We start from the raw sequence: 19,059 nt of genomic DNA, 5'->3' as shown, positions 1-19,059 counted from the left end.
TAGCATGAAAAAAAATTTCTACCACTTTTTTGTTGATTTTTTATTTTTGAATTTTTCTTCTAAACCTGTACTTGAGTCCAGTATCTATGTGCTTTTTTTGTTCTACCTTTAATTTATTAGATTGTTATTTTAAAAAGTTTGAGGGTACCTAAATGGAAGCAAATCAACTTGTAGTTATTGATATTCAGGGTTCGGCGGGTGTTGTGTTGGATGATGGCTCAATAAGAGCGTTAAACGTTGGTGACATTATTACCGTAGGTGATTTAGTTGTTACTGCTATTAAGTCGTCGTTACAAATAGATGTGCAAGGTGAAACCTTATCTATACCCGCAAATCAAAAGGTAAAAATAACACCAGACCTATTAGCTAAAGAAGCAAGAGACTCTAGCGAAACAACTGTTTTTGATGAAAGTTTAGATGAAGCAATCGCAAGCTTAGATTTTGGTACAGAACAAGACTCATCAACGGCGGCTAATTCAGATGTAACAGATTTTTTAGATGCATTAGAGGGTGATGAGGACATTTTAGATAATTTAGAGGCAACAGCCGCTGGTGGCGGTAATGCAGCTGGTGCAGATGGAGGTAGTTCGTTTGTACAGTTAACCCGAATTTCTGAAAGTGTTGATCCTAGTAGTGTTACTTTTGATTCTTCTTTTGATCAAAGCGCTACTGAAGCTTTTAATTTAAGAGATACCTCTGATGGTATTGTGCCTGACGCAACTTCGGCTTCTATTTCACTTAATGAGCTGGGCGTTACTAATTCATCACAACCAACAATTACCGGTACGAGTGAAAACTTAATTGGCGAAACGGTTAATGTGACGGTAACTGATGTTGATGGAAATTCTCAAGTAGTTAGTGTTGTGATTGGCCCTGATGGTACCTTTGAAATAACCCTACCAACTCCAGTTGCGGATGGCCCTGTGACCGTTGTTGTTGAAGCAACAGATCCTGTTGGCAACCCTATAAACGACACTATTTCTATAGAAATTGATACAACACCTCCGCTTATTGCTATTGATCCTGTTGCCGATTCTGCTTCGCAAACAGTGACAATAACAGGGACTGTATCTGGGTTGAATACTGGGGATAATGTGTCAGTCACGTTAACGGATAGTGCAGGTACGGTACAAACAATTGTTACTCAGGTTGATGCGCTAGGAAATTGGGTTATTACTACTACCTCACCTTTATCTGAAGGAGAGTTTAACGTAAGCGCAGTGGCGATTGATGCCGCTGGAAATCAAGCTGTAGACCAAGCTTTAGCTAATGTAGATTTAACTGCTCCGGTAATCACAGTAAATGTAACTGATGAAACAAATAACGCAACACCACCACTTGTTGGAACAACAAATGGGGTTCCTGAAGGCACGCAAGTAACAATTACTGTTACAGATAGTGCAGGACAAATACAAACATTAACAGCGGTTACTCAAGCCGATGGAAGCTGGAGTGTAGAAGTTGGGACTCCTTTACCTGAAGGTGATTTTACTGTTGATGCACAAGTAAGCGACAGTGTAGGAAACTTAGCATTAGCAAGTGATTCAGGAGTAGTTGATTTAACGGCGCCTACGGTACAAATTAATAATATTAACGACACTCAAGACACCACGCCAACTATTACAGGTAACGCGCAAGATGTACCTGCAGGCTCTATTATTAGTGTGGTTATTACCGATTTTAATGGTCAAACTCAAACATTATTAACCCAAACTAACGCTGATGGTGATTGGTCTATTGACGTAACTACGCCATTGGCTGAAGGGCAGTTTGAGGTTGATGCAAGTGTAAGTGATGCTGCGGGTAATCAAGCCCAAGCAAATAACCAAGGTGTTGTTGATTTAACAAATCCAGATATTACCGTTACTGCAATTGCTGATACTAACGATACTACACCAACATTTGTAGGTAGGGTAGAAGACGCCCCAGCAGGCTCTGTAATTACAGTATTAGTAACCGATATAAACGGTAGCGTACAAACTTTAACTACTTTATTAAATGAAGATGGCACATGGAGTGTTGATGCTAATGAAATCTTGCCAGGTGGTGAGTTTACAGCAACTGCGTCAGTAACCGATCCAGCGGGTAATGAGGCTACTGCGCAAACAAACGGCGAAATAACGTTTGCTCCTATTTCAATTCAAATCGATGCAATTGCTAATACTAACGATACCACTCCATTTTTAAGTGGTAACACCGGTAATGTGCCTGCAGGTACTACCATTACTTTAACTATTACGGCAAGCGATGGCAGTACATTTACATTACTAGCAGTGACGCAAGCAGATGGTTCATGGACTGCACAAGTAACAACTCCTCTGCCTGAGGGCGACTTTACTGTAGTTGCAGCGGTTATAGATGACTCGGGCAATGAAGCGCAAGCAAGTGCAGTAGGTAATGTTGATTTAACGGTAAGCATTAATTTTATTATTGATACTAACGATACAACACCAACAATTAGCGGCTCTACCCAAGACGTAGAACCTGGTGCGTTAGTAACCGTTACATTTACAGGAAGCGATGGCGTAGCAGAAACCGTGCAAGTAGTTACAGGTGCTGACGGAAGTTGGTCTGTTGAGGCAAGTAATGAATTGGTTGAAGGTCCGTTTAGTGTAATTGCAACAGTGACTGATGCTGCAGGTAATACAGCTTCTGCAAGTGAAACTGGAGAGATTGATTTAACCGATCCTGCAATCACGATTAATCCTATTGAGGATACGAATGATGTAACCCCATCTGTAAGCGGTAATGTAATTGATGTACCTGCAGGGACCGAAGTTACATTAGTAATAACTGACAGTGAAGGTAATGAACAAACACTTACAACAACTACAAATACAGATGGTACATATACAGCGGATATTATTGCAGATCTCAGTGAAGGTGATTTCACAGTAACAGCAAGTGTTAGCGACACTGCAGGCAATAGCAGTACGGCAACTGTTACAGGTACGGTCGATTTAACCGCACCAAGTGTCACTATCAACAATATTGCTGATACAAACGATACAACACCTACTCTTACCGGCTCTACTCAAGGTTTAGCATCGGGCAGTGAAGTAACTTTAATTGTTACCGATAGTCTAGGAGCAGAGCAACAGTTAGTGACTACTATAAGTGCTGATGGTACTTGGAATATTGAGATTTCAACTGCTTTAAGTGAGGGGGATTTTACCGTAACTGCTAATGTATCTGATAATGCAGGTAACGCAGCTCAAGATTCACAACTAGGCACAGTTGATACCACCCCTCCTTTAGTTGCAATAAATGACTTTGCTGATTCAAACGATACAACGCCTACATTTAGCGGAACAACAAGTGATGTAGCTCCGGGTAGCCTTGTTAGTGTTTTAGTTACTGATGCAAATGGTGAGTCTCAAACATTGACGGCGGTTGTGTCAGAAGATGGAACTTGGCAAGTTGGTGCAACTCAAGCTGTTGCTGAAGGCGACTTTACAATTACGGCAACAGTAACAGACGCTGCAGGTAATGAAGCAAGCGATACCGGTACTGGAACAATTGATTTATCAGCTCCAATTATAGCAATTAATGTAATCCCAGATAGCGCCGATACTACTCCAACAATTTCAGGTTCAGTACAAAATGTGCCAGCTGGAACAACGGTTACATTAATATTGACGGATGCTGGTGGTAATACACAAACAATTACAACACAAACGCTAGCTGATGGTAGCTGGACAGCTGATGCTATTAATGAGTTAGTTGAAGGTGACTTTAGCGTTAATGCCATCGTTAGCGATGAAGCAGGTAATCAAAGTGAAACCTCAGCACAAGGAACTATCGATAATACCGCACCAACTATTACGATTGATGCACTCGCTGATAGCAATGATACAACACCGACAATTTCTGGCACTGCAACGGGCGAGCCAGAGGGCACCGTTGTTACTATTACCGTGACTGATGAAGCAGGTAACCCACAAACCATCACCACAGAAGTACTCGCTGACGGCACTTTCACTGTTGATGTACCAGGTGAATTAAGCGAAGGTGAGTTTACTGTTGAAGTATCGGTTACCGATACCGCAGGTAATGAAACTACTACAACGACTACAGGCGAAGTTGATACCGCTGCGCCATCAGTGATTATTGACCCTGTAGGTGATACTAATAACAACACCCCAACAATTTCAGGGACTGCGACGGGTGAGCCAGAAGGTACAGTTGTTACTATTACGGTAACTGATGAAGCAGGTAACCCACAAACTATTACCACAGAAGTGCTAGCTGATGGCACCTTTAGTGTGGATGTACCAAACGAATTAAGTGAAGGTGAATTTACCGTTGAGGTATCGGTTACAGATACTGCGGGCAATGAAACCACAGCAACTACGACTGGCGAGGTTGATACTTTAGCACCGGTTATCACGATAGATGCACTGGCTGATAGTAACGACACCACTCCAACTATTTCAGGCACCGCGACGGGTGAGCCAGAAGGCACGATTGTTACTATTACAGTAACTGATGAAGCAGGTAACCCACAAATAATCACCACTGAAGTACAAGCTGATGGCACCTTTAGTGTTGATGTACCGAACGAATTAAGTGAAGGCGAATTTACTGTTGAAGTATCGGTTACAGATACTGCAGGGAATGAAACTACCGCAACAACAACAGGCGAAGTTGATACTGCCGCGCCAACAGTTATTATTGACCCTGTAGGTGATACTAATAATAACACCCCAACAATTTCAGGCACCGCAACGGGTGAGCCAGAAGGCACATTAGTTACAATTACGGTAACTGATGAAGCAGGTAATCCACAAATCATTACCACTGAAGTACAAGCCGATGGCACCTTCAGTGTTGATGTACCAAACGAATTAAGTGAAGGCGAATTTACTGTTGAAGTATCGGTTACCGATACCGCAGGTAATGAAACCACAGCAACTACGACTGGAGAAGTTGATACTTCAGCACCGGTGATCACGATAGATGCACTGGCTGATAGTAACGACACCACCCCAACTATTTCAGGCACTGCAACGGGTGAGCCAGAGGGTACAGTTGTTACTATTACGGTAACTGATGAAGCAGGTAATCCACAAATAATTACCACTGAAGTACAAGCCGATGGCACCTTTAGTGTGGATGTACCAGATGAATTAAGTGAAGGTGAATTTAGCGTTGAGGTATCGGTTACCGATACAGCAGGGAATGAAACAACCGTAACAACAACGGGAGAAGTTGATACCACAGCGCCAATAGTTACTATTAATGCGCTAGGCGATACGAGTGATACAACACCAACTATTTCAGGCACAGCTAGCGGTGAGCCAGCTGGTTCAACCGTAACTTTAACAGTGACCGATGCTAACGGTATAGTACAAATAATTACAGCAGAAGTAATTGCAGATGGAAGTTGGACTGTAGAAGTGTCCGCGGCTTTAGCTGAAGGAAGTTACTCTGTAGATGCAAGTATTAGTGATAGCGCTGGTAATGAAGGTACAGCAAGTGCTTCAGGCACAATTGATACAAGCGCATTGACCATTACCATTGATATTATTGGCGAAACTAACGATCAAACACCTCAAATAAATGGTGATACTTTTAATGCACAAGCTGGCTCTCAAGTTGAAGTTCAGATCACTGACTCAGCGGGTGCAATAATTACTTCAACCACAGTTGTTGATGAAAACGGTCTTTGGAGTGTTACTCCGCCTGCAAATTTAGCTGAGGGCACCATTTTAATTAGTGCAACAGTAACAGACATAGGTGGTGGAACGGCTAATGCAGAGCTTGATGCTGTAATTGATATTACGCCTCCAACAATACAAGTAAATGAACTAGAGACAAGTAATGATACAACACCGGTTATTTCTGGTAACACAACTGACGTAGCTTCAGGCACAGTTATAAATTTAACGGTTACTGATTCTCAAGGAGTTGTTCGCACATTTAGCACAACAACAGATGCCGATGGTAATTGGAGTGTTGAACTTTCTCAAGAGTTGGCCTCGGGCGATTATTCTGTAGAAGCTGAAGTATCTGATGCTGCAGGAAATAGCGCTTCAACTACGGCTACCGGTAATATAGACACATCAGGACCTAGCTTAACCGTTGACTTTGAAGCTGTAACCAACGACTCAACGCCTACTATTTCAGGCACTAGTGATGCAGACGTTGGTACCAGTATCACGGTTGTTATTACAGATGAAAATGGAGTTGAACAAACACTTACCACTACAGTTGATACAAATGGTAACTGGGAAGTAATTCCACAAGCAGATTTAAATGAAGGTGATAACACCATAGAAGTGAGTGTGTCTGATGAAGCAGGAAATACGACAACAGTTACAGATACAATTACGTTAGACACACAAGCGCCAATACTCACCATTCAAAATGTAGGTGATATCAGCGATTTAACACCAGAGCTGCAAGGCACCAGTAATGAAATTGGTGGCACCGTTACACTCACCATCACCGACAGCCAAGGCGCTGTGCAAACCATTGAGACCGTTATAGGCAGCGATGGACATTGGGCAATCGAAGTATCGACAGCCCTTGCACAAGGTGAGTTTAGCGTTGTTGCCAGCATTACTGATGCTGCAGGCAACGAGAGCACAGCAAACAGCAGTGGCAATGTGGATACCATTACACCGGTTGTCACCGTTGATGCACTGGGCTTAGGTAACGACAGCACTCCAGTGATTAGTGGTACCTCAACAGAGCCTGCAGGCACTGTTGTAAACATTGTTATTACCGACAGCAACGGTGATGAACACCCAATTACCGCTACTGTGGATGCAAATGGCGATTGGCAAGCAACCAGCCCTGAATTACCGGATGGCAGCTACAGCGTGCAAGCCAGTATCACCGATGATGCAGGCAACACAGGTGGCGCAATTCAATCAGGCACTCTTGATACCTTAGCACCGACATTAACACTGGATACCGTGGGCGCCACTAACGACAGCACCCCAACAATCAGCGGAAGCAGCAATGCGCCAGTGGGCACAGTGATAAACATCAGTGTAAGCGACGGCACCACAACAGAAACGTTTACCGCAACAGTGCAAGCCGATGGCAGCTGGTCAGCAGATGTACCGAACGCGTTAACTGATGGTCCATTAACTATTGAAGCAAGCGTCAGTGACAGTGCAGGCAACACCACCACGTTAAGTGAAACCGCAACACTCAACACCACGGCCCCAAGCATCAGTATTAATGCATTGGTTGATACCAACGACACCACCCCAACCATTAATGGTACAAGCGATGCGGCCGATGACACCACCATTAGCTTAACGTTTGAAGACAGTGCAGGGAATATTACGACTGTTGATACGACCGTAACGGGTGGTGTATGGAGCGTCGATGCACCAAGCGTGCTAGCCGAAGGCGAATATACTGTCACCGCAGAGGTAGACGATGGCCTAGGTAATATCGGCAGCGCCACAGAAGCAGGCGAGATTGACTTAACCGCACCAAGCCTTGTTATTGTAGACAATGGTGTTAGCAATGACACGACACCGACTATCTCGGGTACCAGCGATGCACCGCAAGGCAGTGAAGTAACCATTGTTGTCACCGACAGTGCCGGTGCACAGCAAACCATTACCGCGACAGTTGGCGGAAGTGGCGCGTGGTCAGTCCCTGTTACGACAGCCCTTGCAGAAGGTAACTTCACCGTAAGCGCAAGCGTGAGCGATGCCGCTGGCAACGAAGCCAACGGCACAGGCGCAGGAGAGGTGGATACAATTGCACCGACCCTTGTACTTACCAGCCCTGGTTCAAGTAATGACATCACCCCGACATTTAGCGGCACAAGCGATGCGGTTGAAGGCACGGTTATTAACTTCACCGTAGTGGATGATTTTGGTAGCTCACAAACGTTCACCACCACTGTGGATGCTGATGGCAACTTCTCAGTGGAAGTACCGACTGCACTGGCAGAAGGGCCGTACACGATCACCGCCAATATCAGCGATGTGGCAGGTAACAGCACCGATATTACAGGCAATGGCACCATTGATACCACAGCACCAAGTGTGAGTGTGGATGCGCCAGTACTCACCAACGACACCACACCCACGGTTACGGGCACCAGTGATGCACCTAATAGCACTATCACAGTTACGTTTACAGATGCAGCGAATACCACTCAAAGCATTGATGTACAAACCGATGCTAATGGTAACTGGAGTGCGACACCAACAGGTACATTAGCTGAAGGTGACTACAGCGTCAGCGCCAGCATCACTGATGCTGCAGGCAACACAGGCACCGGCACGGACAGTGGCGAAGTAGACGTAACCCCGCCAGCACTTGCCTTTACGCCAACGTTTGAGCTTGGCTTATTAGTCACATTAAGTGGTACGTCTGACTTGCCAGCAGGCAGTGAAATTATTATTACCGAGCAACTTGTTAACGGTGGTATTGGTGCAACATATACCACTACAACGGATGCGGATGGCAACTGGTCATTAGTCGGGTTGGATGTATCTTTACTTGATGTTGGCTCAGTGATCGCAACAGCGACCGATGCCGCAGGTAATACCCGTACAATTAGCTCAGATGACTTTGATAATACACCGCCGACACTCACTGTTGATGTTGCAGCACAAAGCGACAGCAATACACCGGTTATTAGCGGCACAAGCGATGCGGGTGAAGGCGCGCAAGTCACTATTGTAGTGACCGACAGCGCAGGCAACCCGCAAACCATCACCGCGCTTGTGGATGCAAACGGTGATTGGAGTGCCACACCAGCGACACCATTAAGTGAAGGTCAAAGCACCATTGAAGTAAGTGTACGCGACAGTGTCGGCAATGAAACCACCGTGAGTGATACCACGACTATCGACACGCAAGCGCCACTACTCACCATTCAAAACGTGGGCGATGTCAGCGATTTAACACCAGAGCTTCAGGGCACCAGTAATGAAATTGGTGGCACTGTAACACTCACCATCACCGACAGCGAAGGCATCAATCAAACCCTTAGCACTGTTGTAGGCAGCGATGGTCACTGGAATATTGAAATTCCAGGTGCCCTTGCACAAGGTGACTTTAGCGTTGTTGCCATCATTACTGATGCGGCAGGTAACGAGAGTACAGCGAACAGCAGTGGTAATGTGGATACTATTACGCCAATCGTCACCGTTGACGCACTAGGCTTAGGCAACGACAGCACCCCAGTGATTAGTGGTACCTCAACAGAGCCTGAAGGCACGGTTATAAACATTGTTATTACCGACAGCAACGGTGATGAACACCCAATCACTGCCACCGTGGATGCAAACGGCGATTGGCAAGCAACCAGCCCTGAATTACCGGATGGCAACTACACCGTGCAAGCCAGTATCACCGATGATGCAGGCAACACAGGTGGCGCAGTTCAATCAGGCAACTTAGATACCTTAGCGCCGACACTGACGTTAGACACAGTCGGTGCCACGAATAACAGCACACCAACAATTAGCGGGACATCGAACGCGCCAGTAGGCACGGTTATAACGATTAACGTCACGGATGCAGATAATACAGAAACGTTTATCGCAACAGTGCAAGCCGATGGCAGCTGGTCAGCAGATGTACCGAACGCACTGACTGATGGTCCACTCACTATCGAAGCAAGCGTAAGCGACAGTGCAGGCAACACCACCACGTTAAGTGAGGGCGCAACATTGGATACCAATGCACCGAGTATTAATATCGATGCATTAATGGATACAAATGATACAACGCCGAATGTGAGCGGTACCAGCAGTGCAGCAAATGGCACTATTATCACCGTCAGTATCACGGACAGTAATGACATAACAAACACGGTACAAACAACTGTTACAGACGGTATCTGGAGTGTTGAAGCTCCTGTTGACTTAGCTGAAGGCAGTTATGAAGTTGAAGCGAGTGTTACAGATGGAAGCGGCAATACAAGTACAGCAACAGAAAATGGTGTAGTGGATACGACCATTCCTAATATTGCCGTAAATGATGTAACCGTGACTGATGACACAACACCTACGATCACCGGCACAGCGAATGCGCCACAAGGCAGCACCGTGAGCGTTGAAATCACCGACAGTAATAATATTACTCATACCGTAACGACCACATTAGGGGTTAATGGCACATGGAGCGTAGCAGCCACGCAAGTACTGGCTGAAGGCACCTTTACAGTGAGCGCCAGTGTGAGCGATGCCGCAGGCAACGAAGCCACTGCCACAGGCACTGGTGAAATAGATACCATTGCACCGACACTTGTACTTACCAGTCCAGGCTCAAGTAGCGACATCACCCCGACACTTAGCGGCACAAGCGATGCCGTTGAAGGCACCGTTATTAACTTCACCGTGGTGGACGATCAAGGCAATACACAAACCTTTACGACCACTGTGGATGCCGATGGCAACTTCTCTATAGAAGTACCGACTGCCTTGGTAGAAGGGCCGTACACGATCACCGCCAGCATCAGCGATGCAGCAGGTAACAGCACCGGTATTACAGGTAACGGCACAATAGACACGACCGCGCCAAGCATTACCGTGGATGCGCCAGTACTCACCAATGACACCACACCCACAGTGACTGGCACCAGTGATGCACCTAATAGCACTATCACAGTTACGTTTACAGATGCAGCGAATGCCACTCAAAGCATTGATGTACAAACCGATGCAAGTGGTAACTGGAGTGCAACGCCAAGCGGCGATTTAGCGGAAGGTAATTACAGCGTCAGCGCCAGCATCACCGATGCCGCAGGCAATACAGGCACCGGCACGGACAGTGGCGAAGTAGACGTAACCCCGCCAGCACTTGCCTTTACGCCAACGTTTGAGCTTGGCTTATTAGTCACATTAAGTGGTACGTCTGACTTGCCAGCAGGTAGTGAAATTACTATTACCGAGCAACTTGTTAACGGGGGTATTGGTGCAACTTATACCACTACAACCGATGCGGATGGCAACTGGTCATTAGTCGGGTTGGATGTATCTTTACTTGATGTTGGCTCAGTGATCGCAACAGCGACCGATGCCGCAGGTAATACCCGTACAATTAGCTCAGATGACTTTGATAATACACCGCCGACACTCACTGTTGATGTTGCAGCACAAAGCGACAGCAACACGCCAGTCATAAGCGGCACAAGCGATGCGGGTGAAGGCGCGCAAGTCACTATTGTAGTGACCGACAGCGCAGGCAACCCGCAAACTATCACCGCCCTTGTGGATGCAAACGGTGATTGGAGCGCCACACCAGCGACACCATTAAGTGAAGGTCAAAGCACCATTGAAGTAAGTGTACGCGACAGTGTTGGCAACGAAACTACAGTGAGTGACACCACCACCATCGACACGAAAGCGCCAACACTCACCATTCAAAACGTGGGCGATATAAGTGATTTAACACCAGAGCTGCAAGGCACCAGTAATGAAATTGGTAGCACTGTCACACTCACTATCACGGATAGCGCAGGTGCTGTGCAAACCATTGATACAATAGTTGACAGCGATGGCCACTGGGTTATTGAAGTATCAAACGCGCTTGCCCAAGGTGACTTCACAGTTGTTGCGAACATTACCGATGCCGCAGGCAATGAGAGCACAGCGAATAGCAGTGGCAATGTTGATACGGTTACACCAATCGTCACTGTTGACGCATTGGGTCTAGGTAACGACAGCACCCCAGTTGTTAGTGGTACCTCAACAGAGCCTGAAGGCACGGTTATCAACATTATTATTACCGACAGTAACGGTGATGAGCACCCAATCACTGCCACAGTTGATGCCAGCGGTAATTGGCAAGCAACCAGCCCTGAATTACCAGATGGCAGCTACACCGTACAAGCCAGTATCACCGATGATGCAGGCAACACAGGTGGCGCAGTTCAATCAGGCACTCTTGATACCTTAGCACCGACATTAACACTGGATACCGTGGGCGCTACGAACGACAGCACCCCAGCAATCAGCGGAAGCAGCAATGCTCCAGCGGGCACAGTGATAAACATCAGCGTAAGCGACGGCACCACAACCGAAACGTTCACCGCGACAGTACAAGCCGATGGCAGTTGGTCAGCAGATGTGCCGACAGCATTAGCTGATGGAGAGCTTACTATTGAAGCCAGCGTGAGCGATAACGCCGGAAACACCACCACATTAAGTGAAACCGCGACACTCAACACCATCGCGCCGAGCATTAACATTAATGCCTTGGTTGATACCAACGACACCACACCAACCATTAATGGTACAAGTGATGCAGCCGATGGCACCACTATCAGCTTAACGTTTGTAGACAGTGCAGGAGCTGAAACCACCACGACCATCACGGTCACCGGTGGCCTATGGAGCGTTGCAGCGCCTGTTGAGTTAGCTGAAGGCGAATACACGGTCACCGCAGAAGTAGATGATGGACTAGGTAATATCGGCAGCGCCACCGAAACAGGCGAGATTGACTTAACCGCACCAAGCCTTCTTATTGCAGATAATGGTGTTAGCAATGACACGACACCGACTATCTCGGGTACAAGCGATGCGCCACAAGGCAGTGAAGTCACTATTATTGTGACAGACAGTGCCGGTGCAGCGCAAACAATGAGCGCCACCGTGCTTGCTAATGGTACGTGGTCAATTCCTGTACCGGTAGCACTTGCAGAAGGCGCATACAGCATTAGCGCGAATGTTGAAGATGTGGCAGCCAACGACACCACTGCCACAGGCACTGGTGAAATAGATACCATTGCACCGACACTTGTGCTTACCAGTCCAGGCTCAAGTAGCGACATCACCCCGACACTCAGCGGCACAAGCGATGCGGTTGAAGGCACGGTTATTAACTTCACCGTAGTGGACGATCAAGGCAATACACAAACGTTCACCACCACTGTGGATGCTGATGGCAACTTCTCAGTTGAAGTACCGACTGCACTGGCTGAAGGGCCGTACACGATCACCGCCAACATCAGCGATGTGGCAGGTAACAGCACCAATATTACCGGCAACGGCACCATTGATACCACAGCACCAAGTGTGAGTGTAGATGCGCCATTATTAACAAACGACAGCACACCGACGGTTACTGGCACCAGTGATGCGCCTAACAGCACCATCACGGTTACGTTTACCGATGCAGCGAATGCAGTGCAAACTATTGATGTACAAACCGATGCAAGTGGTAACTGGAGTGTAACGCCAAGCGGCGATTTAGCGGAAGGTAATTACAGCGTCAGCGCCAGTATCACCGATGCCGCAGGCAACACAGGGACGGGTACAGACACTGGCGAAGTCGATATAACCGCTCCGGATCTTGAAATTATTCCATCGTTTTTATTAGGTAATTTAGTTTCTCTTTCGGGGGATTCTGATCTACCAGGGGGTTCTGTAATCACTATTACAGAGTACCTAGTTGGGGGATTAGTTGGTGCAACTTATACAGCAACGACAAATCCTGATGGTACGTGGGGGCTTGCAAACATAACAGTACCTTTACTAAACCTTGCCTATGTGACTGCCAGTGCAACGGATGCAGCTGGTAATGTCAGAACAATCAATACACTTGATTTTGATAACGTAGCACCAGAATTAACCGTTAGTGTCGATGCTTTATCTAATGACAGTACGCCAGTAATTAGCGGCACCACCGATATGGGGCAAGGCACTGTAATTAATATAACCGTGACTGATAGTGAAGGAGAAAGCCAAGCGTTTACTGCGACAGTTCAAGCCGGTGGCGACTGGTCTGTTGCTGTACCTGCAGAGCTAGCGCAAGGTCAATATACCGTTGTTGCAGAGGTTAGAGACAGTGTTGGTAACTTAACAACGCAGCAGGCTCAAGGTGAAATAGACAGTGTTGATCCTACATTAATTGTGAACGAAGTTAACGCGACAATAGATACAACACCTACAATTTCAGGCACAAGTAATGAGATAGGTGCAGATGTAAGCATTATTATTGGTGGTCAAACACTAACAGCAACTGTGGGTACTGATGGCAATTGGCAAGTAGATGTCCCCGTAGCACTTGTTGATGGTGATTATACGGCGCAAGTAAGTATTACCGATGACGCTAATAATATCAGCAGCACGACTATTGATTTAACAATTGATACCCAAGTACCTGTTATTGTACTTAATGATATAACTGTATTTAACACTAATACACCAATTGTAAGTGGTACTTCAACTGAACCACAGAATACGGTGGTCGATATAGTCATTACAGATAGCAACGGTGATATACATACTTTAACCGCAATAGTTGATGCTAGCGGCGATTGGCAAGTTACAGCGCCAAGCTTGCCAGATGGCAATTATGATGTAGAGGTAAGTATTACCGATGATGCTGGTAATACAGGCTCTGATACAGGTTCGAGTTTTGTTGATACTCAAGCACCAAGTATTACTATAAATGCATTAGGTACAATTAATAACAGCACGCCAACTATTTCAGGCACATCCAATGAACCTGAAAACACGAGTATTACAGTAACTGTGACCGATGGAGATAGTACCGAGACTTACACAACTGTTGTTGGTGCAGGAGGTGCTTGGACTGTAGATATTACAGATGTACTGACTGATGGTGAAGTTACAGTTTCTGCAAGTGTTACTGATGCCGCAGGGAATGAATCAGTTGCAAATAGTACCGCAACTTTAAATACCAATGCGCCTACAATTAATATTAATACAATTGTTGATACGAACGATCAAACACCAGCAATATCAGGCACAAGTAGTGCAATAGATAACTCGGTGATCACAGTCGTTATAACTGACGTTAATAACGTTTCACATACTGTAACTACGACGGTAGTAGGCGGGATTTGGAGTGTTGATGCGACAACTATTCTTCCTGAAGGTGAATTTACTGTTTCGGCAAGTGTAACTGAAGGAAGCTTAACGAGTAATACAACAGGTAGCGGTGTTATCGATTTAACCGCGCCAACGCTTAGTATTACGCCGCTTGTAACTTTAAATGATACAACGCCTACAATTTCAGGCACAACAACCGCACCGCAAGGCGCATTAGTTATTATTTTAATTACTGATAGCTTAGGTGCAGAGCAAACGGTTAATGCTACGGTTGGTGCAAATGGCACATGGTCAGTCGCTGCAAGTACAGAGTTGAGCGAGGGCACTTACACGGTTTTAGCTTCAACAACAGATACTGCCGGTAATCCTGTAAACACAAGTATTACAGGGGAAGTTGACATAACAGCGCCAGTTGTGACCATTAACGATATTGCTGGAAGTACCGATCTAACTCCAAGTATTTCAGGGAATGTGACAGGTGCCATGGTAGGTGATGCAGTTGCTGTGGTATTTACCGATGCACTAGCGAATAAGCATACTGTAAATACAACAGTTCAAACTGGTGGTGTATGGTCTGTAGAGGCAACTAGCTCTCTATCACAAGGAGATTATTCAGTTGAAGTCTCTGTTACTGATAGCGCTGGTAATACCGGGGACGCAACAAATACAGCAACCATTGATACAATTGCTCCTGAGATTAGTATTAATCAAAGTTCATTAATACTGACTCAAGATAGCACTCCATTAATTACAGGCACATCTAACGAAGCAAATACAAACGTTATAGTTACCTTTACTGATTCTGCTGGAGTTTCTCATCAAATGACCGTTCAAACCGATGGCAATGGAGACTGGCAAGCGGCTGCTAATAATATTTTAGCTGACGGTGTTTACAGTGTTAGTGCAACTATTAGCGATGCTGCGGGCAATACTTCGGTCGACAATAAAACCGGTGGTGAGGTTGATACCGTGGGACCAGAGCTAACAATTGTGCCTTCGTTCCTATTAGGTCAGTTGGTTTCTTTATCTGGTACATCTGATTTGGGCGAAGGTAAAACCGTTACGGTTACTCTAGAGCTTGCAGGTGATTTACTCGATTTAACATACGATGTAACCACAGATGCAAATGGTGATTGGGAGCTATTAGGCCTAGCCGTTAATGTTATTGGCTTATCAGTTATTGAAGCCTCTGCAACCGATGATGCGGGTAACACCACCACTATTACGACTGCTGATGTAGATGCTTCAACCCCAGTACTAAATGCGGTAGTTGACTTTGCTACTGGTGAGGGCGATTTACCAATAATTAGTGGTACGACCGACCAAGCATCAGGCACTGAAGTGCTAGTTAAAGTGGTAGATAGCGAAAATGTAGTACAAGAGCTTACGGCTATAGTGCAAGCCGATAATACGTGGGCTGTGCAGGTTCCTCAATCATTAGCTGAGGGGGCATTTAGCGTAACAGTTGACGTGTTAAGTGAGGTCGGTATTACTACCACGCAACTACTTACCGCAGTGGTGGATACAATATCGCCAACACTTGGCTTACAGGTTATTGGCACAACATCAGACTCCACGCCAATAATCCAAGGTACCAGTGATTTAATTAATGGTGTTGTTGAAATACAACTAGATGGCGGTTCAGTTTTAACCACCACGGTTAATGCAGCTGGGTTATTTTCACTCGAGGTAGATGCACTAACTGAAGGGCAGCATGTTGCGAATGTGAGTATTACTGATGATGCAGGTAATGTAGTTACCGATACGCTTGAATTCGTCGTTGATACGCTAGTACCAGTGGTTGGAATTTTACCACTGAGCATTAGCAATACAGATATATTAGAGCTTTCAGGTACATCACCAGAAGCTGAAGGCACAAATATTGATGTAACTGTTATTGGTAGTAATGGTGAAAAAACGGTATTTAATACTTTAATTGATGCCAATGGCAAGTGGTCTTTAGTAACTACTAGCTTATCAGATGGTGTATATACTGTTTCTGCAAGTATAACTGACGCCGCAGGTAATACAGGGCAGTCGGCCATTGAGCAAGTAACCATAGATACTATAGCGCCAGCGCTAGGAATTGATGCGTTTGGTGTACTTAATACGCTAACACCTACTATTGAAGGGACAAGCGATGAAGAGGTAGGAAGTTTAATTACCGTAAATATTACTGACTCTACAGATACATTATATGTAGTTACCACTTCGGTATTAGGAGACGGAACATGGCTTATTGTTACTCCTTTACTTGCTGAAGGTGACTTAACAATTGAGGCAATAAGTACAGATGATGCTGGGAATATAGCAACAGTTACGCAAACGGGCACTATTAGTACAACCTTACCAGGTTTGTTAATTAATCAAATTGTAGATACAAGCGATACAACGCCAACAATTACAGGTACCACAGATATATTAGCAGGTGACGTACAGGTAGTTATTACCGATAGTAGCGGTACAGCAACGACATATAACACCCAAGCTATTGCAGGTGTATGGACTCTAATACCTACAACACCATTAGCTGAAGGTGCCTTTACTGTAAGTGCTACAGTTGAAAACTTAGGGCTTACAAGTTCTACAAGCCTAGGTGGCATTATTGATTTAACACCACCAACAGTTGAAGTTAACCAGTTACCTGTTACTAATAACCCGTTACCAACAATTACAGGTACAAGTGATGCACCAGCAGGTACAAATGTGAGTGTTGTTATTACCGATGCTAATAATGATTCACAAACTATTACCGCTCAAGTTTCAGGAAGTGGCACATGGTCAGTAACAGCTACCACCGCGCTTAGTGAAGGTAGCTTTAGTGCAACAGCATCAATAAGCGATACAGCGGGTAATTCTGCTAGCGATACTATGGTGTCAAGCACAGACTACACAGCGCCAACTGTAGTCATAGATCCAATATTGGTAGGGCAAGATACAACGCCTACTGTTACGGGGTCAGTTACTGGAAGCTTTGCAGGTGCAGCGGTTATAGTTATGTTTACTGATTCAGCTGGTGCCACTCACAATGTTCAAACAACAGTTGGAGCTGATGGGACGTGGAGTGTGACATCAGCAGAAGTACTTCCTGAGGGCAACTACAGCGTTGATGTAAGCATTGTTGATGGTGCAAGTAATACTGGTACGCAATCATCAAGTAGCGCAATTGACTCAGGTATTACAATTGATTCAGGATTGGTACTAACTACAGATCAAAACCCAGTTATAACAGGTACAGCCGCTCCAGGTGAGTCAGTAACGGTGATCTTTAGTGGCGCTACAGAGGCAACTGAAACAGTATTTGCTGATGCATCTGGTGAGTGGAGCGTAACAGCTAATACTACCTTAGCTGATGGGGCTTATACAGTAACAGCTGTAGCGACCGATAGTTCTGGAAACGCAACATCAAGCGGTAGTTTATCTGGATTGGTTATTGATAATACACCGATCAACTTTACAGTAGAACCTGAGTACTTACTTAATTTATTGGGTATAGGGATATTGGTTGGTTACGAAGGTACATCTGATGGCGGTGAGGGAAGTAAGGTCTATATTTTCGACTCATTAGTTTTAGGCATTGATTTAGCATTAACTTCAGCGCCATATGCAGTTGTAGATGCTCAAGGTAATTGGGACTCTACTAATTTAGATCTGAATCTTTTAGGTTTACTGGGTACAGGTCTTGAAAACACGCATTTCTATACTGTGGACGAAGCTGGTAATTATCAAGTTAAAAATGGAAATGATGTGTTTATCGAGTCCGGCAATATTTACACCTCTGAATCAGGCTCAGCCTCTGGCGATACAATCCCTGCATCATTTAGCGAAGAGTCGGCTCTAGGCGATACAATTCCTAATGAAGTTTCAAGCAGCAACGTATTAAGCACTGAAACAATTGACTTAGGTAACTTGAGTGGTCTGTCAACACCTGAGCAAACGGTCCAAATGAGTTCGGCGGAACCGCTTAATATTGATGACGTTATTATTAGCGAAGATGCAGAGCAGCTTATAGCGCTAAATACACTGGTTGAGGACGAAGGCTCTGCAATTGCTTATACTCCAGCTCAAAGTGGGGGAAGCATTGATGCAGCAGCACCTGCGGTTGATGTGCAAAATCAATCGGAAGAGATGATTAAACACTTAATTGAAAGTAGTAATAATCAAACGGATATTTAATATTAATAGAGCCCTCTTAATTATTTATTAAGGGGGCTTACATTATTAAGCAAATGGATATTATTTATAACGAAATTTAAGAACAAAGGACATTAAA

The 19,059-nt window shown here is 45.3% G+C and carries 1 protein-coding gene; it reads left to right on the top strand.

Annotated elements, in window-relative coordinates; translation table 11 throughout:
- Nucleotides 1-152 precede the first annotated feature (152 nt).
- A complete protein-coding gene (locus I6F66_RS00825; protein WP_197208470.1) occupies nt 153-18,962 on the top strand; it encodes an Ig-like domain-containing protein in 18,810 nt (6,269 codons plus the stop codon).
- Nucleotides 18,963-19,059 lie beyond the last annotated feature (97 nt).

This window comes from Pseudoalteromonas sp. NZS100_1 (assembly GCF_015864285.1).
GTDB lineage: Bacteria > Pseudomonadota > Gammaproteobacteria > Enterobacterales > Alteromonadaceae > Pseudoalteromonas > Pseudoalteromonas arctica.
The sequence above is the reverse complement of the archived record's forward strand: the minus strand, read 5'-3'. Positions and strand labels throughout refer to the sequence as shown.